Source organism: Paragemmobacter amnigenus (assembly GCF_009908265.2).
Lineage (GTDB): Bacteria > Pseudomonadota > Alphaproteobacteria > Rhodobacterales > Rhodobacteraceae > Paragemmobacter > Paragemmobacter amnigenus.
This window is the reverse complement of sequence record NZ_JAAATX020000010.1, coordinates 84,664-102,106: the sequence shown is the minus strand read 5'-3', so window position 1 is coordinate 102,106 and position 17,443 is coordinate 84,664. Positions and strand designations below refer to the sequence as shown.

Sequence of the window (17,443 nt, the reverse complement as noted above, 5' to 3'; positions counted from 1 at the left end):
GTTTCGGGGAGAGAGGCAATGACAGACACGCTGGCCGCCCTTCTGGCGGACAAGACGGCCCATGCGCGCGCCATCGGGGCACCGGTGCGTACTTGGATGGATTACGGCACGCTCAGGGCGCTGTCGGCGGATGTGGCGGCGCAGTTGCGCGGCTTTGGCGTGGGGGCGGCGGATCGCGTGGCGATCGTGCTGCCCAACGGGCCCGAGATGGCGGCGGCCTTCGTCACCATCGCGCAGGCGGCGGTGACCGCACCGCTGAACCCCGCCTACCAGCGCGAGGAATATGCCTTCTATCTGGAGGATCTGCGGGCCAAGGCCATCGTCGTGCCCGATGGCTATGACGGGCCCGCGCTGGCGGCGGCGGAGCCTTTGGGGATGGTGGTGCTGCGGCTGGTGGCGGATGCTGCGGGGCCGGCGGGGGCGTTCCGGCTGGCGGGGCCTGCGGGGAAGGCTGCGCCTGCGGGGGTGCCGGGGGCGGAGGCGACCGCGCTGATCCTGCATACATCGGGGACGACGTCGCGGCCGAAGATCGTGCCGCTTCTGCAGTCGAACCTTGCGGCCTCGGCGCGGCATATCGGGGCGTCGCTGGCGCTGACGGGGGATGATGTCTGCCTGAACGTGATGCCGCTGTTCCATATCCACGGGCTGGTCGCTGCCGTCACGGCGTCGCTGGCTGCGGGCGGGGCGGTGTGGTGCGCGCCGGGGTTCGACGCGCTGAAATTCTTTGGCTGGATGACCGAGGCGAAGCCCACATGGTATACCGCCGTGCCGACCATGCATCAGGCGATCCTTGCCCGCGCCGCGCGCAACCGCGACACCATCGCGGCGCATCCGCTGCGGTTCCTGCGGTCGTCCTCGGCGTCGTTGCCCGCGCAGGTGATGGTGGAGTTGCAGGAAACCTTCAACGCGCCGGTGATCGAGGCCTATGGCATGACCGAGGCCGCGCACCAGATGGCCTGCAACCCGCTGCCGCCGCGCGCGCAGAAGCCCGGGTCGGTGGGCATTGCGGCGGGGCCGCTGTTGCGGATCGCGCATGAGGTGGAGAACCGTCTGGTCGACGGGACGGGCGAGGTGGTGATATCCGGCCCCAACGTGACGCCGGGATACGAGGGCAACCCCGAGGCCAATGCCAAGAACTTCTTCGAGGCGGAGGGGCGGCGCTGGTTCCGCACCGGCGATCAGGGCGCGCTGGACGAGGAGGGTTATCTGCGCCTTACGGGGCGGCTGAAGGAGATCATCAACCGCGGGGGCGAGAAGATCAGCCCGCTGGAGGTGGATGGCGTCCTGCTGGACCATCCGGCGGTGCAGCAGGTGGTGGCCTTTGCCATGCCGCATCCCAAGCTGGGCGAGGAGGTGGCGGCAGCCGTCGTCCTGCGCGAGGGGCACAGCGCGACCGAGCGCGAGATCAGGGATTTCGCCGCCAGCCGGATGGCGGATTTCAAGGTGCCGCGGCGGGTGGTCATCCTGGACGAGATCCCCAAGGGCGCGACGGGCAAGCTGCAACGGATCGGACTGGCGGAAAAGCTGGGTCTGGGCGTTCCGGCGTGACCTTGGGGTAGGGCGATGAGGATCTGCATTTTCGGGGCCGGTGCCATCGGCGGCTATATGGCGGCCAAGCTGGCGCAGGCGGGGGCGGATGTGTCCGTCGTGGCGCGGGGGCCGCATCTGGCGGCGGTGCAGTCCAAGGGGCTGACGCTGCTGGAAGAGGGGGCGGAGCCGCTGACCGTGCGGGTGCGGGCGAGTGCCGATGCGGCAGAGCTGGGCGAGCAGGATTATGTCATCGTCACGCTGAAGGCCCATTCGGTGCCGCCCGTGGTGGGGGCGATGCAGCCGCTGATCGGGGCGGGGACGACGGTGGTGTCGGGGGTGAACGGCGTGCCGTGGTGGTATTTCCACCGGATCGGCGGCGCGCTGGAGGGCACGCGGCTGGCCAGCGTCGACCCCGGCGACGTGCAGTGGAACGGCTTTGGCCCTGACCGCGTGCTGGGCTGTGTCGTCTATCCGGCGGCCGAGGTGAGTGAACCGGGCGTGGTGCGGCATATCGAGGGCAACCGCTTTTCGCTGGGCGAACCGGACGGGTCGAAGTCGGACCGCGCGGTGGCGCTGTCGGGGGCGTTGCAGGCGGCGGGGATGAAGGCGCCGGTCAGGCCGCGGCTGCGCGACGAGATCTGGGTGAAGCTGTGGGGGAACCTGTCCTTCAACCCGATCTCGGCGCTGACCCATGCGACGCTGGATGTGCTGTGCACCGACCCGGGCACGCGCGACGTGGCGCGGCGGATGATGGTCGAGGCGCAGGTGATCGCGGAAAAGCTGGGCGTGGTCTTTCCCATCGACGTGGAGCGGCGGATCGACGGCGGCGCGGCGGTGGGGGCGCACCGGACGTCGATGTTGCAGGATCTGGATGCGGGGCGGCCGATGGAGATCGACGCGCTGGTGCGGTCGGTGCAGGAGCTGGGCCGGATCACGGACACGCCCACGCCGACCATCGACACGGTGCTGGCGCTGGTCGCGCTGCGCGGGCGTGTGGCGGGGCTTTACTGAAGGGCAGGCGGGATGAGGCTGACGGTCGGCTGGCAGGGCCAGAAGAAGGGCGTGTTTGCGGTCGAGGGCGCGCGGGCGCGCGATCTGACGGCGGCGCATCCGGAGGTGGGAAGCGATCTGATGGCGCTGATCCGCGCGCCGGAGCTGCTGGCGCGGATCGGGCAGGAGGGGATGGCGGGGGCCACGGTCGCGCTGTCGGACATCCGCCCCGACCTGCCGGTGGAGCGGCCGGGCAAGATCATCTGTCTGGGGCTGAACTATGTCGATCACGTGAAGGAGGGCGGGTATGACATCCCGACCTATCCGGCGCTGTTTTTGCGGACGCTGACCTCGATGCTGCCCGCGGGGGCGCCGATGCTGCTGCCCGCCTGTTCGGAGCGGCTGGATTACGAGGCCGAACTGATGGTCATCATCGGGCGGGGCGGCAAGCATATCGCCGAGGCGGCGGCGCTGGACCATGTGTTCGGCTATACGGTCTTCAATGACGGGTCGGTGCGGGACTACCAGCGCAAGACGCACCAGTGGACGCCGGGCAAGAATTTCGACCGGACGGGGGCGGTAGGGCCGGTGGTGGTGACGCCCGAGGACCTGCCCGCGGGGGCGCATGGCTTGCGGATCACCACGCGGGTGGGGGACGAGGTGCTGCAGGACGCCACGACCGCCGACATGATGTGGACGGTCGCGCGCACCATCGCCACGCTGTCGGAATTCACCACGCTGGAGCCGGGCGACATGATCGCCATGGGCACGCCGCCCGGTGTGGGCCATGCCCGCACCCCGCCGCGCTGGCTGCGCGCGGGCGAGGTGGTGAAGGTGGAGATCGAGGGGATCGGCATCTGCGCCAATCCGGTGGAGGCAGAGGCGGCCGCAGGGGGCGGGCGGTGAGCCTGCCGCGCGTTGCGGTCATCGGCGCGGGCATCGCGGGGCTGACCTGTGCGCGGGAGCTGGCCGCGGCGGGGCTGCGGCCGGTGGTGTTCGACAAGGGGCGGGGTCTGGGCGGGCGGCTGGCGACGCGGCGTGCCGGGGACGGGCTGGCCTTCGACCATGGCGCGACGGGGCTGGTGCCGCGTGATCCGCGCTTTGCGGCGGTGCTGGACGGGGCGGTGCAGGCGGGCGCCGGGACGCGCTGGACACCGTCGGGGGCGGCGGGGGCCGAGTTCGTGGGGCTGCCGGGCATGTCGGGACTGGCCCGCCATCTGGGCGCGGGGCTGGATGTGCGGGGTCAGGTGACGGTGGCGGCTGTCCGCACAGGGGCGGGGGAATGCGCCGTGGTGACGCCCGCGGGGGAAGAGCGGTTCGACCGCGTGGTGATGGCCCTGCCCGCGCCACAGGCGGCGCGGCTTCTGCAAGGGGACGTGCCGGCGGCGCTGGGCGAAGTGCGGATGGCCCCCTGCCTGACGCTGATGGCGGCTTTTGCGGCGGGGGATGCGGACGGGCGGGATGTGCAGGCGGGGGACGGGTTCCACCGCATCGTCATGGACAGCCGCAAGCCGGGGCGCGGCGGGGGCGGGGTGGACTGCCTTGTCGCGCAGGCGGATGCGGGGCTGAGCCGCGCGCATCTGGAAGAGGAAATGGAGACGGTGGCGCGGCGGCTTTTGCCGATGCTTTGCGCGCGGATCGGGCGCAGGCCCGAGGAGGCGGTCCATGCCGTGGCGCATCGCTGGCGCTTTGCCCTGACCGAGGTTGCGGCGGGCGCGGCCTGTCTGACCGGCAGCGGGGGGCGGCTGTTTCTGGGCGGGGACTGGTGCCTTGGCCCGACGGCCGAGGATGGCTGGGCCAGCGGGTCCGCCTTGGCGGCGGCGGTTCTGGCGGCGGGGTAGGTCGGGCACTTCGCCGCATTGTGCGGTTGCGGCATAAGCGCGAAGGGGCGCGGCACGCCAGACCGCAGGACGAAAGACCCATGTCGAATATCGAGAGTGACCGCCCCGGGATGCCCCTGATCGCGGGGATGATCCGTGCCTTGGCCGGGGTGTTGCGTCCCGCAGGGGCGCAGCGGCGCGGCGGGGTGCAGGACGGTCTGGTCGGGTTGTCGACGCGGGATCTGGCCGATATCGGGCAGGGGCCGCGCGGCTCGATCCACCCGCTGCGTCCGGTGGACGAAATCCGCTGAGGCGGATCAGTAGAGCCCCAGATCGCGCAGGACGGCGGGCCATGATCCGACGCGGCGTTGCGCCTTGTCCGGGTCGCGGGCCGCGACGGCGTGGGTGACAAGGTTGAGGAGCGTGGCAAGCGGGCCGGTGCTTTCCAGAAAGGCGCCCACCTTGGTGGCGGCGTGGAACACATAGGGCGTGTGATGCTGGGCCCATGTGTTGAGTTCGTCCGTGATGACCACGACCTCGATCCCCAGACGGCGGGCGGTGCGGACCACCACCTCGGCCTCGCGCGCATAGGGGACCATGTCGACGAGGATCAGCGCGCGCGCCTCGTCGGCGCGGCGCTGTGACGGCACCCATTCCACAAGCCCGCCGTCATGCGCGGCGACAAAGCGGACCGAGCCGCGCACGATGCCCAGACGGCGGGTGAAATCCTCGGCCAGACCGCGGACGGTCTGGAACCCGGTGACGAACACCTCGTCCGCGCGGTCGAGGATGGCGATGGCAGAGTCCCATTCGGGGCGCGCGATCTGGGCGCCAAGGCCGAGGATGGCATCGGCATCGCGCCGCAGGAGCGTTCCCAACTCGCCATCCAGCAGGCGCATGTAGCGTTCGGCGGCGTGGATGTGCAGGCTTGCCGCGGGCGAGCCGATCTCGGCCTTGAGGTCGGCCATGCCGCGAAAGCCCAGACGGCGCAGGAAACGGCTGACGGTGATTTCGGAAACGCCGGTCCGTGCCGCGATGGAGGCGCCGGTTTCCATGGCAAGCCCCGCCTCGTTCAGCATGAGCCACTGGGCAATCATCGCCTCGGATCTGGTCAGATCGCCCTGCACCGCGCGCAATCTTGCGGCAAGCGGCGAGTCCGAGGGCGTTTGCGGGGCATCGGGGGCGGAGTTTGTCATGATATTGTTTACAGCAAAAAATGCGAATGTTAGCCTTCTGTCATAAACGATACATGCCCGAGTCGATCTCGCAAAGCCCGTTCTTCGCGCCCGGCACAGAGGCAGAACCAACCGGGAGACCAAGAGATGAAGATGCATTCCGCGTGTGTTGCCGTGGCCTTTTCCCTTGTCGCGGGGTCGGCTTTGGCCGAGGGGACGCTGTCGCTGTACAACTGGGGCGATTATATCAACCCCGAGGTTCTGACGAAATTCACCGAGGAGACGGGGATCGCCGTCACGCTGGATACCTATTCCTCGAACGAGGAGATGCTGGCGAAGATCCAGGCGGGGGCGACGGGGTATGACATCGTCTTTCCGTCGGTCCACATGAACGACATCATGCTGAAGCTGGGGCTTCTGGAAAAGACCGGCATCAACCAGCATCCCGATTTCAAGAACATCGACCCCGCCTTCCTGCGCGCCAAGGAGGACCCCGAAAGCGAGTACTGCCTGCCCTATGCCTGGGGCACGGTCGGGGTGTTCTACAACGAGACGGTCACCGGACCCGTCGCAAGCTGGGAGGATTTCTTCGCCATCCCCGAAAAGACGGGCGGCAAGATCACGCTGCTGGACGACATGCGCGAGGTGCTGGCGATCGGGCTGATGGCCAATGGCAAGTCGGTCAACAGCGCCGAGCCTGCCGATGTGCAGGCGGCGACGGATTACATCCTGTCGAAGAAGGCGGCAGTGTCGGCCTTTACCTATGAATCGATGGCGATGCTGAGTTCGGGCGACATTGCGGCGGCGCATTTCTTTGTGGGCGGAAACGTGTTCTTCACCGAGACGCCGAACGTGAAATACGTCATCCCGACCGAAGGCGCGACGATGTATCAGGAGAATATCTGCGTTCTGGCCAGCGCGCCGAACAAGGAGAACGCCAAGAAGTTCATGGAGTTCTACCTGAAGCCGGAAATCGCCGCGCTGAACGTGGCACAGCAGTTCAACGGCACGCCGAACGTGCCCGCGAACGACCTGACGCCGGATTTCATCAAGTCCAACCCGAACATCAACGTGCAGGGCGACACGATGGCGCGGTTGCAGATCTTCGAGGATATCGGGGCGGCGCTGAAGCTGTATGACCGCGCGTGGAACACCGTCCGCACGGCACAGTGACGGCGGGACGGGCGGCAGGGCCATGACGGCGCTTCTGGAAATCCGCGGCGCGCGGCGCGAATTCGTGACGCCCGAGGGGGGCCGGCTGGCCGCCCTCGACGGGGTGGATCTTGACGTGGGGGCCAACGAGTTCGTCACGCTGCTGGGCCCGTCGGGCTGTGGCAAGACAACGCTCTTGCGGGCGGTGTCGGGGTTCGAGACGCTGGATGGCGGGACGATCCGGCTGGACGGGGCGGATATCGCCGCGCTGCCGCCCTTTCGCCGTCCGGTGAATACGGTGTTCCAGAGCTATGCCCTGTTCGGGCACATGACCGTGGCGCGCAATGTGGGCTATGCGCTGGAAGTGCAGGGCGTGCCCCGTGCGACTTATGAGGCCGAGGTGGCGGCGGCGCTGGAAAAGGTGGGGCTGTCGGGGTTGGGCGGGCGCAAGCCGTCGCAGCTTTCGGGGGGGCAGCGGCAGCGGGTGGCGCTGGCGCGGGCGATCATCGCCAAGCCCCGGCTGCTGCTTCTGGACGAGCCGCTGTCGGCGCTGGACCGCAACCTGCGCCAGCAGATGCAGATCGAGCTGAAGGCCTTGCAGCACCGGCTGGGCATCGCCTTCGTCTTTGTCACGCATGACCAGGAAGAGGCGCTGACCATGTCGGACCGTATCGTGGTGATGCGGGCGGGCCGGATCGAACAGATCGGCACGCCGCGCGACATCTATCGCCAGCCGAAGAACCGCTTTGTGGCCGAATTCATCGGCGAGACGAACCTGTTTCCTGTCCTGGTGGAGCGGATCGAGGGGGCCACCGCGCTGGCCCGCACCGATGCGGGGGTGGTCCTTGCCATCCCGGCCGAGGGGCGGCGGGCGGGCGAGCGGGTGACGGCGATCCTGCGTCCCACCGACCTTGCCCTTGCGGGCGAGGGCATCCGCGGGACGGTGACGCGGGCGGTCTATCTGGGGGCTGACCTGCATCTGTTCGTCCAGCCCGCGGCGGGCGGACCCGAGATCAGCGTGACCACACGCGATGTGGCCAGCCTGCCCGCCACGGGCGAGACGGTGCATCTGGCGCATGATCCGGCCCGCGTGCATCTGTTGGCCGAGGCGTGAGGATGCGGCGGCAATCGGTCATCCTCGGGCTGCTGCTGGGGCCGGTCACGCTGTTTCTGGGCGTGTTCTTCCTGCTGCCGCTGCTGATCATCGCGCTGTTCTCGGTCCTGACGCCGGGGCTGTATGGCGGGGTGGAATGGGCCTTCTACCACTGGAACTACGGGCGCGTCTTCGGCTGGGCGGACGGGATCACCGAGATCTACGAGCCGGTCTACCTGTCGATCCTGTTCCGGTCGCTGGGCTTTGCCGCGATGACGGTGGGGATCTGTCTGCTGCTGTGCTATCCGGTGGCCTTCTGGGTCAGCCGGCTGCCGCAGCGGTGGCGGCTGGTGTTCCTGTTCCTGATCACGCTGCCGTTCTTTTCCAGCCTGATCGTGCGGCTTTATGCATGGCTACTGATCCTGAAACCTTCGGGCCTGCTGAACGGGGTGCTGATGGCGACGGGGCTGGTCGAGGCGCCGCTGGAGATCCTGTATACCCCCGCGGCCGTCGTGCTGGGGATGGTCTATGTGATGATCCCCTTCATGTTCCTGCCGCTTTATGGCGCGATCGACAATCTGGACCGCGCGCAGGTCGAGGCGTCGCTGGACCTTGGCGCGACGCGGGTGCAGACCTTCGTGAAGGTGATGCTGCCCCAGACCCTGCCCGGGATCATGGGGGGCGCGGTGATCGTCTTCATCCCGTCGGTCGGCAATTTCATCGTCCCCGACGTTCTGGGCGGGGCGAAAGGGTTGATGATCGGCAATCTGGTGGAGCAGCAGTTCCTGTCGGCGCGCAACTGGCCCTTTGGCGCGGCGCTGTCGATGATCATCATGTCGGTCGTTCTGGTCGTGCTGCTGACGGCGGTCACGCGGGCGCGCAAGCGGAGCGACACGCGATGAGGAATCCGCTGGGCTGGGCCGCGCTGACGCTGTTCTCGCTGCTGTTCTTCGCCTTCATCTACGCGCCGCTTTTCGTGATCGTGGGCTATTCGTTCAATGCCAACCCGGTCAACATGATGATCTGGGAGGGCTTCACGCTGGACTGGTATACGGGGCTGTTCGGGCTGACCGAGCGGTCGATGGATGCCAACAGCCGCGCGGCCTATATCGAAAGCACCGACCAGATGCTGGCCGCGCTGCGAAATTCGCTGTTCGTCGCGGTCTTTACCACCACCATCGCCACGGTGATGGGAACCGCCACGGCCATCGCGCTTGCGCGGTTCAGGTTCCGGGGCCGAAGGCTCTATGACGGGTTCCTGATGCTGCCCATGATGATGCCGGACATCGTGCTGGGTATCGGTCTGCTGATCTTTTTCGTCACGCTGGGGATGCAGTTGTCGTTGCTGACGATCATCATCGGGCATTGTACCTTTCTGACCTCTTACGTCTTCATCATCGTGCAGGCGCGCATGGCGGGGCTGGACCCCGCGCTGGAGGAGGCCTCGGCCGATCTGGGGGCGAGCGAGTGGGTGACGCTGCGCAAGGTGCTGTTGCCGCAACTGGCGCCGGGGATCATGGGGGGGGCGCTGCTGGCCTTCGTCATCTCGATGGATGATCTGGTGATCACCTATTTCGTCTCGGGTACCGGCGACACCACGCTGCCCGTCTTCATCTTCGGCATGATCCGGCGCGGCGTGAAGCCCGAGATCAATGCCATCGCCACCCTGCTCATCCTTGCCTCTGTCGCCATCGCGGCCCTTGGCCTGTGGCTGCGTTCCAGAAAGACCGACTGACATGACACGACCCCGCGCGCGCGATCTTGGCCTTCCCTTTCCCGGCACGCCGGGGCCGTTCAATGCCATCACCGATGTCGCGGGCGTGCAGGTGGGGTTCTGCACGCTGACCGATCCGGCGCGGAAGATGCGGACGGGGGTGACCGCGATCCTGCCGCGACCGGGACGAGAGCCGCGCCCCGTATGGGCAGGGCATTACGCGCTGAACGGCAATGGCGAGATGACAGGGACGCATTGGATCGACGATGCGGGCTATTTCATAGGGCCTGTGCTGATCACCAATACCCATGGGGTGGGTGCGGCCCATCTGGGGGCGACGCGCTGGATGATCGGGCATTATGAGGCGTGGTTCCGCGAGCAGCACGCCTGGGCGATGCCGGTGGTGGCCGAAACCTATGACGGTGTGCTGAACGATATCAACGCGTTGCATGTCCAGCCCGAACATGCGCTGGCCGCGCTGCAGTCGGTGTCGGGCGGCGCTGTGGCCGAGGGTTCGACCGGCGGCGGCAACGGGATGATCTGCTACGAGTTCAAGGGCGGAACCGGCACCGCATCCCGCCGCGTGGCGATCCGCGGGCAGCACTATACCGTGGGCGCGCTGGTGCAGGCCAATCACGGGCTGCGGGCGTGGCTGAACATCCTGGGGCGGCCGGTCGGGCGGTTGATGCCGGAGGATGCGCTCTATTCGGCCGAGATGGGGTCAATCATCGTCATCCTTGCGACCGATGCGCCGCTATCGGGCCTGTCGCTGCGGCAACTGGCCAAGCGGGCGGCGATCGGGATCGGCCGTGGCGGCACGCCGGGGGGGAACAATTCCGGCGACATTTTCCTTGCGTTTTCAACGGCGAATGACGGGCCGATGCCGCAGGTCGACGGGCCGTTGACGGGTAGGGTCGAACTGAACTCCGAACATATCGACCCGCTTTATCTGGGAGCGGTGGAGGCGATCGAGGAAGCCGTGGTCAATGCGATGGTGGCGGGCGAGGATGTGCCCACGGTCAAGCCCGAAGGGCGCATCTGCCGTGCGCTGGACACCGGACGGTTGCGCGCGATCTTCGCCGAGCGGTGAGGCCGCGCACCGGGCGGGGCGGGCAACCGGAGGGGAAGGGGAAAGGGTGAGAGGCTGGACAACGACCCAAGCGGGGCTCGTTACGGCTGCTTCCTTCCGGACCTGACCGGGTTGGCGAGGCGCTCGCCCGCGCCAACCTCTCGGGGGGTGATATAGGCGGGCGGGGGCGGATTCGCAAGCGCCGATGGCTGTGCCGCGGGCTGTACCGCAAACTGTCAGCACGCAGCGCGCGGCGGGGGGCGTCCGGCGCAACGGGGCGGGGACATGCGAAAGGGCAGGCGCGGCGGCCTGCCCTTGGCGGTTTGGGTCGGAACGGAGGGAGGGATCAGCGACGGTCGTCGTCTTCGTCCTCATCCTCGTCATCATCGCCCTGCGGCAGGTTGAAGAAGCTTTCGGCATCCGAGAAATCGGCGGGCTTCTCTTCCCGCTCGGACAGGGTGAAGGCTTCGAGACCGGCGATGTTCGAGGGCATCTTGGGATCGTCGGACATGCCGAGCGACTGTTCGGTCGAGACCAGCTTGCGGCGTTCGTCATCCGACATGACGGTGCCTTCGGCGGCCTTCTTGCGGGCGGCGGCCTGAACGGCGGCGTCGAGTTCCGTCTGGCGGCAGAGGCCGAGGGCGACGGGGTCGATCGGGGTGATGTTGTTGATGTTCCAGTGGGTGCGTTCGCGGATCGACTGGATGGTGGGCTTGGTGGTGCCCACCAGCTTGCCGATGGCGCCGTCGGAGAGTTCGGGGTGGAACTTCACCAGCCAGAGGATCGCGGCGGGGCGGTCCTGGCGTTTGGACAGCGGGGTGTAGCGGGGACCGCGACGCTTCTCCTCGCCCACCGCAGCCGCGTTGAATTTCAGCTTGAGCTTGTAGAGCGGGTCTTTCTGGCCCTTCTCGATCTCGATGGCGTCGAGCTGGTTGTTGGCCACGGGATCGAAGCCCTTGACGCCCGTCGCGACGTCACCGTCGGCGATGCCCTGCACTTCGAGTTCGTGCATGCCGCAGAAATCGGCGATCTGCTTGAACGAGAGCGTGGTGTTGTCCACAAGCCAGACGGCGGTGGCCTTGGCCATGAGCGGCTTCGTCATCGGATGGCTCCTTGCAATATCTTTCTCGGGCCGGGAAATCGGCTGCGGCCGGGGCCGCCTTTCCACGATTTCGGGGAAGTTCAGCAGGGCATATAGTGAGTTTTGTGAAGGGAGGGAAGTGAAAATGCGTGTGATCGTTGCGGTTCTGGTGGGGTTGCTGGCGGCAGGCGGGGCAAGGGCCGAGGGCGAGCGGGCGGGGGATTTCGACTATTACGTCGCCGCTCTGTCCTGGTCGGCCAGCTGGTGCGCGCTGGAGGGGGACGGGCGGGACGATCCGCAATGCGATGCGGGGCGCGGGGTGGATTTCGTGCTGCACGGGCTGTGGCCGCAATACGAGGAGGGGTGGCCGAGTTTCTGCCGGACGGGCGAGGGTGATCCGTCGCGGGGCATGACGGCGGCGCAGGCGGATGTGTTCGGGGGGGCGGGGGCGGCCTTCTACCAGTGGAAGAAGCACGGGCGGTGTTCCGGCCTGTCGGCGGCGGGGTTCTACGATCTGGCGCGGGAGGCGAAGGGGCGCGTGGTGGTGCCGGAGGTGTTCCGTGCCTTGGGGCGGGATATCCGGCTGGAGGCGGATGTGGTGGAGGATGCGTTTCTGGAGGCCAATCCGGGGATGAGCCCGGAGGGGGTGGTGGTGACCTGCAAGGGCGGCATGGTGCAGGAAGTGCGGGTTTGTCTGACGAAGTCGCTGGAGTTCCGCGATTGTGCGGGGGATGTGGGGCGGGTGTGCCGCGGCGTGGTGGGGATGGAGGCGGTGCGGTAGGTTGGGCAATGTTGCCCATCCCGCGGCGGATTGCCGGATGGCAGACGGGGTTACGCTGCAGGCGGGTCTGTCGCGGTGTCGTGGGGATCGGGGTGGTCAGGCAGGTCAGAGGTGGCGCGGCACGTCCATCGATTGGTGCAGGATGCGGATGATGTCGATGCTGTCTGGCGTGATTTTGCACCACAAGTGGTGCGAGCCGGCAGAAACGATCACATAGTCTTTACGGACGTGGTCTGCCCGACGGGCCGATGCCGTTCCTTGTGCCAGAGCTTCGGCGCGGGCACGGATCAGGGAAACGTAGCGGTTCGCTTGCGCCGCGCCCCAGCGGTCCGACGTGTAATCCCAGATCGATGCAAGGTCCGACTGCGCGGCTGGGCTAAGGCGCAGTCGCCGCATCAGGCCCGCGGACGGGCGGCAAGGAAAGCGTCGAAGTCGAATTCGACCGGGATTCCGGAGGTCTCTCCTTCCACCAACGCTGCACGCAGGGCGGAAAGGCGGGTTTCTTCGGCTTCGAGCAGGCGCAGACCGGCGCGGATGACCTCGCTCGCGCTGCCGTAGCGGCCGGAGCGGATGCTGTCGTCCACGAAGGAGGCGAAGTGGTCGCCGAGGGATACGGAAGTATTGCGGCTCATGCCGAGATGATACCAGATATTGGTAATCACGCCAACCGGTGTCTCACTCCACCTTCAGGACGATCTTGCCCACGTGTCCGCTGCTTTCCATGCGGGCATGGGCGGCGGCGGCGTCTGCCAGCGGGAATTCGCTGTCCATCACGGGGTGGAATTTTCCGGCGGCGATCATGGGCCAGACGTTCGCCTCGACTTCGGCCGCGATGCGGGCCTTGGCAAGGTCGCTTTGGGGCCGCAGGGTGGAGCCGGTGATGGTCAGGCGGCGCATCATCACCTCGGCGAAGTTCAACTCGACCTTCGGTCCTTGCAGGAAGGCGATCTGGACGAGGCGGCCTTCGGTGGCCAGTGCCTTGACGTTGCGGGGCAGGTAGGGGCCGCCGACCATGTCGAGGATCAGCTGCGCGCCGCCTTCGTCATGCATCATCGCGACGAAATCGCCCGTGCGGTAGTTCAGCGCCTTGTCGGCGCCGAGGGTTTCGCAGGCGGCGCATTTGTCGTCGGAGCCTGCGGTGGTGAAGACGCGGGCGCCCAAGGCCTTGGCGATCTGGATGGCGGTGGTGCCGATGCCGGACGATCCGCCATGGACGAGGAAGCGTTCGCCCGCCTTGAGCCCGCCGCGCATCACCACGTTGGACCAGACGGTGAAGCAGGTTTCGGGCAGGCAGGCGGCTTCGGCCATCGACAGGCCCGCGGGGACAGGCAGGGCGTGGGCTTCGGGGGTGACGACGTATTCGGCATAGCCGCCGCCGGGCAGGAGGGCGCAGACCTTGTCACCGATGGACCAGCGGGTGACGCCGGGGCCGATCTCGACCACGGTTCCCGATGCCTCGAGCCCCGGCAGGGGCGAGGCGTTGGCGGGGGGCGCGTAGCTGCCCGCGCGTTGCAGGGCATCGGGGCGGTTCACGCCGGCATAGGCCACGCGGATGACGATCTGGCCGTGACCGGGGACCGGAACGGGGCGGGTGCAGGGTTTGAGCACGTCCGGCCCGCCGGGTTCGGTGATTTCCACGGCGCGCATCGTGTGGGAGAGTTCCATCGGTTATCCTTGGCGGAAGCGGTCCATCATCTTGCCCGGCAGGTCGTCGGGGACCGTGGGGACGCGCCATTTCTCCATCACCTTGGCGGGGCCTGCAAGGATGGCCTTGCCCAAGGGGTTTTCGCGCAGTTTGGCCTTGAGCGATTCGATCTGCATCACGTCGGCGATGCGGCGGTCGAGGAAGTCCCACGTCGCCTGATGGCCGAGGCTGTCATCGCCCAGCCAGTAGAGGACGGTGGAGCCGTAGACAGCCGACAGCGTGGCGCGTTTGGAATACCAGTTGAGATCGCGGGTGGTGTCGCCGAGGGCGGTCCAGATGGCGTCGGCGGTGCCCCAGATCAGGCGCGCGCCTTCGGGGGCGTGCTGCGGCAGGGCGAAGAGCGTGGTGCCGCGGCGGACGAGTTCGCGGTCGTCCACAAGGTCCAGACGGGTGCGGATGGCGAAGGCGATGCGGTCGCGGAAGCGCATCTGCGACAGGTCGGTGGCGGCGAGGGTGTCGCGCATCCGTGCGTCGCCGTCCTTGTGGAAGGCCACGGCGAGGTCGATCCCGCCGCGGGGGAAGAGGGCGCGGGCCAATCCTTCGGCCACGCCCGAATCGGTGATGGCGGCGCGCAGGGTGGTTTCGGACCAGCCGTCGAAGGGAACATGGGGCAAAGCCGCGGAAAGCACCGCGTCGCGGGCGTTTTCGGGGGTGGTCTGGTGTTCCATGGCGGACTCCTTCGCGGGCATCGGTGGACAGGGCGCTTTGGCTTTGTTATAGGGCGCGCGCCTGCACACTGTAGTGCAACTCTAACTTAGGAAGGTGGTGACAACCACATGCAGGTCAGCGTCCGCGACAATAACGTCGAACAGGCTCTCCGTGCCCTGAAGAAAAAGCTTCAGCGCGAAGGCGTTTTCCGTGAAATGAAGCTTAAGCAGCATTTCGAGAAACCGTCCGTCAAGAAAGCACGCGAACAAGCCGAAGCGGTCCGCCGTGCGCGCAAGCTCGCGCGCAAGAAGGCGCAGCGCGAAGGCGCCCTTTAAGGCGTTTGCGAACACTGGGGCAGCGATGCCCGCCCGATCAACCCCCGTCCGCGAGGCCGGGGGTTTTTCATTTCCTGCGGCGGTGCGGGGCGGCGGGTGGCGCACGGGGGGCTTTGCGCCCCCCGGACCCCCCGCAGGATATTTGTCCAACGGGGCAGGGGCGGGTTCAGTCCGGATGCGGGGCCGCGCGGAAGAGCCAGCCACCGAGGGCGGTGGCGAGGAGCGCGGCGGCGATCTGGGCGGCGAGGAAGGCAGGGGCGTCGGCGGGGCGAATGCCTGCGAAGCTGTCGGTCAGGGTGCGCGCCAGCGTGACGGCGGGGTTGGCGAAGCTGGTGGAGGCGGTGAACCAGTAGGCGGCGGTGATCTGGGCGGCCACGACCAGCGCGACATTGGCCCCTGCCGCGCGGGCCCCGAGGATGGCGAGGAGGAGGGTGGCGGTGGCGAGGGCTTCGGCCAGCCAGAGATGGGGGCCGATGCGCGCCGTGCTGGCCTGCTGCCAGAGCGGCTGGTCGAACATGGCATGGGCGAGAAGCGTGCCAAGGGCGCCGCCCGCGATCTGGGCCGCGGCAAAGGCCGTGGCGGCGGCGGGGGTGACTTCGCGGCGCAGGGCGAGCATCAGGGTGACGACCGGGTTGAACTGCGCGCCCGAGACGGGGGCGAAGATGGTTATCAGGACGACAAGGGCCGTGCCCGTGGCGATGGCATTGGCCAGAAGGGCGAGGGCAGTGTCCTGCGTCAATCCCTGCGCCATGATGCCGGAGCCCACGACCGCGGTGACGAGGAGGGCGGTGCCGAGGGCTTCGGCACTCAGGCTGCGGGGCGTGGCGGGGATCATTCGGGCAGGCGTCCGATGGCGCGGATGGCCGCGGTCTGTGCCGCGCGGTCGAGTGTGGCGAGGGGGAGGGCGGCCAGCGCCAGCGCGCGGCGGGTGAGCTGGGCATAGGCGGTGGCGAAGGCGAGGGCGCGTTCGGCTTCGGTTCCCGTGGCGGCGGCGGGGTCGGGGATGCCCCAATGGGCGGTGATCGGTGCGCCGGGCCAGTAGGGGCAGGTCTCGCCCGCCGCAGAGTCGCAGACCGTGATGACAAGGTCGAGGGCGGGCGCGTCAGGTCCGGCGAATTCGTCCCAGCTTTTGGAACGGGCGAAGGCGGTGTCATGGCCTTCGCGGGCCAGAAGGTTCAGGGCGAGGGGGTGGGGTTCGCCCTTGGGTTGCGATCCGGCGGAGAAGGCGCGGAAGCGGCCTTGGCCCACGCGGTTGAGGATCGCCTCGCCCATGATGGAGCGGGCGGAATTGCCGGTGCAGAGGATGAGGATGGTCAGGGGGTCTTGCATCATGGCCTTCATGGGCAGGGGAGTGCGTCGAGGAGGGGGGCGCAGGTTTCGGGCGAGCCGCCGCAGCAATCCTGCGCGAGCCAGCCGGTCAGGGCGCGAAGGCGGGCCATGTCGGCGCGGTAGCGCAGGGTGCGGCCGTGGCGGGTCCGGATCAGGAGGCCCGCGCGGTGAAGCCGCGCGAGGTGGGGCGACAGGCTGGAGGGCGGGATCGCAAGGGTGTCGGCGATGTCGCCTGCGGCAAGGCCATCGGGGGCGTGGCGGATCGTCAGGCGCAGCGCGGCGAGGCGCACGGGATGCGCGAGGGCGTCGAAGCTGTGGAGGGCGTGTGTAATTTCCATGATTCGAGAAATATCGAAGGGTTGTAACGGCGGTGTGACGGTTACGACGCGCACCGTGCCGAACCCGGGGCTTTGCGGCGGCGGGAAGGGGTCCCGGGTCAAGCCCGGGACGGGCGGTCCGGAGTGTGGTCCTGACCTACACGGCGAGCGCTGTCGTCTGCACCACGGTTCTGAGCGCGAAGGAGGAATGCATCTGCCGCACGCCGGGCAGGCGCGAGAGGTATTGGCGGTGGATGCGGGCGAAATCCTCGGTGTCCTGTGCGAGGATTTTCAGGAGGTAATCGGCCTGACCGGCCATCAGGTGGCATTCGAGGATGTCGGGGATCTTCGCCACCTCGCGTTCGAAGGCGTCGAGGAGGTCGTCGGCCTGACCTTGCAGGGTGATCTCGACGAAGACGGTGGTGGGGCGGCCAAGGCGGCGGGGGTCGAGGAGGGCCACATAGGCGGCGATGAACCCCTCTTCCTCGAGCCGCTGGGTGCGGCGGTGGCAGGCGGAGGGGGAGAGGTTCACGCGTTCGGAAAGTTCGGCATTGGTGATGCGGCCTTCCTTTTGCAGAACGGTCAGGATGCGGCGGTCGGTTGCGTCGAGTTCTGACATTGCAGGAGAACCTTTCGTCCAAGGGCGCGATTGCGGCAGAATCTACCGCAGGGGCGGGGGTGCGTCATGCAGAATTCAAAGCAAT

22 protein-coding genes and 1 other RNA gene are annotated in these 17,443 nt (G+C 67.8%); 12 read left to right on the top strand and 11 right to left on the bottom strand.

The window, feature by feature from the left end:
• Nucleotides 1–18: 18 nt before the first annotated feature.
• The 5 genes from GU927_RS14725 to GU927_RS14705 all read left to right on the top strand — a co-directional run bounded on the left by GU927_RS14725 (nucleotide 19) and on the right by GU927_RS14705 (nucleotide 4,651).
• Nucleotides 19–1,548 (top strand): acyl--CoA ligase, encoded by a 1,530-nt coding sequence (locus tag GU927_RS14725; protein ID WP_161763200.1) that lies wholly within the window; start codon nucleotides 19–21, stop codon nucleotides 1,546–1,548.
• 15 nt (nucleotides 1,549–1,563) lie between these two features.
• Nucleotides 1,564–2,541, top strand: coding sequence for a 2-dehydropantoate 2-reductase (locus GU927_RS14720; protein WP_161763199.1), 978 nt, complete (start codon nucleotides 1,564–1,566; stop codon nucleotides 2,539–2,541).
• A gap of 12 nt (nucleotides 2,542–2,553) precedes the next feature.
• Nucleotides 2,554–3,426 carry a fumarylacetoacetate hydrolase family protein gene (locus GU927_RS14715; RefSeq protein ID WP_161763198.1) on the top strand — a complete coding sequence of 291 codons (873 nt, stop codon included), beginning with the start codon at nucleotides 2,554–2,556 and terminating at the stop codon, nucleotides 3,424–3,426.
• Nucleotides 3,423–4,361, top strand: a complete 939-nt coding sequence (locus GU927_RS14710) for an NAD(P)/FAD-dependent oxidoreductase (RefSeq protein ID WP_161763197.1) — start codon at nucleotides 3,423–3,425, stop codon at nucleotides 4,359–4,361. The genes GU927_RS14715 and GU927_RS14710 overlap by 4 nt, the downstream gene beginning before the upstream one ends.
• Nucleotides 4,362–4,441: 80 nt before the next feature.
• On the top strand, nucleotides 4,442–4,651 hold the full coding sequence (locus tag GU927_RS14705) for a hypothetical protein (RefSeq protein ID WP_161763196.1): 210 nt from the start codon (nucleotides 4,442–4,444) through the stop codon (nucleotides 4,649–4,651).
• A gap of 6 nt (nucleotides 4,652–4,657) precedes the next feature.
• Here GU927_RS14705 and GU927_RS14700 read toward each other — a convergent pair whose 3' ends face one another.
• Complete coding sequence (locus tag GU927_RS14700) at nucleotides 4,658–5,536, bottom strand: MurR/RpiR family transcriptional regulator (protein WP_161763195.1); 879 nt, start codon at nucleotides 5,534–5,536, stop codon at nucleotides 4,658–4,660.
• Between the two features lie 126 nt (nucleotides 5,537–5,662).
• Between GU927_RS14700 and GU927_RS14695 the strand changes: the two genes are divergently transcribed.
• From GU927_RS14695 to GU927_RS14675, 5 genes are read left to right on the top strand one after another with little or no spacing between them, the layout of a single operon-like run.
• On the top strand, nucleotides 5,663–6,688 hold the full coding sequence (locus GU927_RS14695) for a polyamine ABC transporter substrate-binding protein (protein WP_161763194.1): 1,026 nt from the start codon (nucleotides 5,663–5,665) through the stop codon (nucleotides 6,686–6,688).
• Between the two features lie 22 nt (nucleotides 6,689–6,710).
• Nucleotides 6,711–7,781: an ABC transporter ATP-binding protein gene (locus tag GU927_RS14690; RefSeq protein WP_161763193.1), complete on the top strand. Its 1,071-nt coding sequence runs from the start codon at nucleotides 6,711–6,713 to the stop codon at nucleotides 7,779–7,781.
• Between the two features lie 2 nt (nucleotides 7,782–7,783).
• A complete protein-coding gene (locus GU927_RS14685) occupies nucleotides 7,784–8,662 on the top strand; it encodes an ABC transporter permease (protein WP_161763192.1) in 879 nt (292 codons plus the stop codon).
• Entirely contained in the window at nucleotides 8,659–9,495 is an 837-nt protein-coding gene (locus GU927_RS14680) for an ABC transporter permease (RefSeq protein ID WP_161763191.1), read from the top strand. The genes GU927_RS14685 and GU927_RS14680 overlap by 4 nt, the downstream gene beginning before the upstream one ends.
• A gap of 1 nt (nucleotide 9,496) precedes the next feature.
• Entirely contained in the window at nucleotides 9,497–10,564 is a 1,068-nt protein-coding gene (locus GU927_RS14675) for a DmpA family aminopeptidase (RefSeq protein WP_161763190.1), read from the top strand.
• A 45-nt stretch (nucleotides 10,565–10,609) separates the two neighbouring features.
• On the opposite strand, the gene ffs is transcribed toward GU927_RS14675, so the two are convergent.
• An RNA gene (gene ffs, locus GU927_RS14670) (signal recognition particle sRNA small type) lies at nucleotides 10,610–10,706 on the bottom strand.
• 183 nt (nucleotides 10,707–10,889) lie between these two features.
• A complete protein-coding gene (locus GU927_RS14665; RefSeq protein ID WP_161763189.1) occupies nucleotides 10,890–11,645 on the bottom strand; it encodes a DUF1013 domain-containing protein in 756 nt (251 codons plus the stop codon).
• A 124-nt stretch (nucleotides 11,646–11,769) separates the two neighbouring features.
• Here GU927_RS14665 and GU927_RS14660 point away from each other — a divergent pair, with 124 nt between their 5' ends.
• Nucleotides 11,770–12,405 carry a ribonuclease T2 family protein gene (locus GU927_RS14660; protein WP_161763188.1) on the top strand — a complete coding sequence of 212 codons (636 nt, stop codon included), beginning with the start codon at nucleotides 11,770–11,772 and terminating at the stop codon, nucleotides 12,403–12,405.
• A 105-nt stretch (nucleotides 12,406–12,510) separates the two neighbouring features.
• Here the strand turns inward: GU927_RS14660 and GU927_RS14655 are convergent, their stop codons facing one another.
• From GU927_RS14655 to GU927_RS14640, 4 genes are read right to left on the bottom strand one after another with little or no spacing between them, the layout of a single operon-like run.
• A complete protein-coding gene (locus GU927_RS14655; protein WP_161763187.1) occupies nucleotides 12,511–12,801 on the bottom strand; it encodes a type II toxin-antitoxin system RelE/ParE family toxin in 291 nt (96 codons plus the stop codon).
• Nucleotides 12,801–13,067: a type II toxin-antitoxin system ParD family antitoxin gene (locus tag GU927_RS14650; RefSeq protein WP_332838506.1), complete on the bottom strand. Its 267-nt coding sequence runs from the start codon at nucleotides 13,065–13,067 to the stop codon at nucleotides 12,801–12,803. Before GU927_RS14650 ends, GU927_RS14655 begins: the two co-directional genes overlap by 1 nt.
• Nucleotides 13,068–13,080: 13 nt before the next feature.
• Nucleotides 13,081–14,070, bottom strand: a complete 990-nt coding sequence (locus tag GU927_RS14645; RefSeq protein WP_161763186.1) for an NAD(P)H-quinone oxidoreductase — start codon at nucleotides 14,068–14,070, stop codon at nucleotides 13,081–13,083.
• 3 nt (nucleotides 14,071–14,073) lie between these two features.
• Nucleotides 14,074–14,778, bottom strand: a complete 705-nt coding sequence (locus tag GU927_RS14640; protein WP_161763185.1) for a COQ9 family protein — start codon at nucleotides 14,776–14,778, stop codon at nucleotides 14,074–14,076.
• Nucleotides 14,779–14,886: 108 nt separating this feature from the next.
• On the opposite strand from GU927_RS14640, the gene rpsU reads away from it, so the two are divergent.
• The gene (rpsU, locus tag GU927_RS14635; protein WP_023666753.1) at nucleotides 14,887–15,093 is read left to right on the top strand and encodes a 30S ribosomal protein S21; all 207 of its coding nucleotides are present in this window, start codon (nucleotides 14,887–14,889) and stop codon (nucleotides 15,091–15,093) included.
• Nucleotides 15,094–15,259: 166 nt separating this feature from the next.
• Here the strand turns inward: rpsU and GU927_RS14630 are convergent, their stop codons facing one another.
• The 4 genes from GU927_RS14630 to GU927_RS14615 form a co-directional block, all read right to left on the bottom strand.
• On the bottom strand, nucleotides 15,260–15,928 hold the full coding sequence (locus GU927_RS14630) for an aquaporin (RefSeq protein ID WP_161763184.1): 669 nt from the start codon (nucleotides 15,926–15,928) through the stop codon (nucleotides 15,260–15,262).
• Nucleotides 15,925–16,425: an arsenate reductase ArsC gene (locus GU927_RS14625; RefSeq protein ID WP_217765680.1), complete on the bottom strand. Its 501-nt coding sequence runs from the start codon at nucleotides 16,423–16,425 to the stop codon at nucleotides 15,925–15,927. Before GU927_RS14625 ends, GU927_RS14630 begins: the two co-directional genes overlap by 4 nt.
• A 5-nt stretch (nucleotides 16,426–16,430) precedes the next feature.
• Nucleotides 16,431–16,760, bottom strand: a complete 330-nt coding sequence (locus tag GU927_RS14620) for an ArsR/SmtB family transcription factor (protein WP_161763182.1) — start codon at nucleotides 16,758–16,760, stop codon at nucleotides 16,431–16,433.
• A gap of 136 nt (nucleotides 16,761–16,896) precedes the next feature.
• Nucleotides 16,897–17,358, bottom strand: coding sequence for an Lrp/AsnC family transcriptional regulator (locus tag GU927_RS14615; RefSeq protein ID WP_161763181.1), 462 nt, complete (start codon nucleotides 17,356–17,358; stop codon nucleotides 16,897–16,899).
• Nucleotides 17,359–17,443 lie beyond the last annotated feature (85 nt).

Coding starts and splice junctions, on each gene's coding strand:
- rpsU (WP_023666753.1), top strand. CDS start 14,887: ATGCAGGTCAGCGTCCGCGACAATAACGTCGAACAGGCTCTCCGTGCC.
- GU927_RS14695 (WP_161763194.1), top strand. CDS start 5,663: ATGAAGATGCATTCCGCGTGTGTTGCCGTGGCCTTTTCCCTTGTCGCG.
- GU927_RS14675 (WP_161763190.1), top strand. CDS start 9,497: ATGACACGACCCCGCGCGCGCGATCTTGGCCTTCCCTTTCCCGGCACG.
- GU927_RS14660 (WP_161763188.1), top strand. CDS start 11,770: ATGCGTGTGATCGTTGCGGTTCTGGTGGGGTTGCTGGCGGCAGGCGGG.
- GU927_RS14665 (WP_161763189.1), bottom strand. CDS start 11,645: ATGACGAAGCCGCTCATGGCCAAGGCCACCGCCGTCTGGCTTGTGGAC.
- GU927_RS14640 (WP_161763185.1), bottom strand. CDS start 14,778: ATGGAACACCAGACCACCCCCGAAAACGCCCGCGACGCGGTGCTTTCC.
- GU927_RS14655 (WP_161763187.1), bottom strand. CDS start 12,801: ATGCGGCGACTGCGCCTTAGCCCAGCCGCGCAGTCGGACCTTGCATCG.
- GU927_RS14725 (WP_161763200.1), top strand. CDS start 19: ATGACAGACACGCTGGCCGCCCTTCTGGCGGACAAGACGGCCCATGCG.
- GU927_RS14620 (WP_161763182.1), bottom strand. CDS start 16,760: ATGGAAATTACACACGCCCTCCACAGCTTCGACGCCCTCGCGCATCCC.
- GU927_RS14625 (WP_217765680.1), bottom strand. CDS start 16,425: ATGATGCAAGACCCCCTGACCATCCTCATCCTCTGCACCGGCAATTCC.
- GU927_RS14715 (WP_161763198.1), top strand. CDS start 2,554: ATGAGGCTGACGGTCGGCTGGCAGGGCCAGAAGAAGGGCGTGTTTGCG.
- GU927_RS14705 (WP_161763196.1), top strand. CDS start 4,442: ATGTCGAATATCGAGAGTGACCGCCCCGGGATGCCCCTGATCGCGGGG.
- GU927_RS14615 (WP_161763181.1), bottom strand. CDS start 17,358: ATGTCAGAACTCGACGCAACCGACCGCCGCATCCTGACCGTTCTGCAA.
- GU927_RS14700 (WP_161763195.1), bottom strand. CDS start 5,536: ATGACAAACTCCGCCCCCGATGCCCCGCAAACGCCCTCGGACTCGCCG.
- GU927_RS14680 (WP_161763191.1), top strand. CDS start 8,659: ATGAGGAATCCGCTGGGCTGGGCCGCGCTGACGCTGTTCTCGCTGCTG.
- GU927_RS14720 (WP_161763199.1), top strand. CDS start 1,564: ATGAGGATCTGCATTTTCGGGGCCGGTGCCATCGGCGGCTATATGGCG.
- GU927_RS14645 (WP_161763186.1), bottom strand. CDS start 14,070: ATGGAACTCTCCCACACGATGCGCGCCGTGGAAATCACCGAACCCGGC.
- GU927_RS14630 (WP_161763184.1), bottom strand. CDS start 15,928: ATGATCCCCGCCACGCCCCGCAGCCTGAGTGCCGAAGCCCTCGGCACC.
- GU927_RS14685 (WP_161763192.1), top strand. CDS start 7,784: ATGCGGCGGCAATCGGTCATCCTCGGGCTGCTGCTGGGGCCGGTCACG.
- GU927_RS14690 (WP_161763193.1), top strand. CDS start 6,711: ATGACGGCGCTTCTGGAAATCCGCGGCGCGCGGCGCGAATTCGTGACG.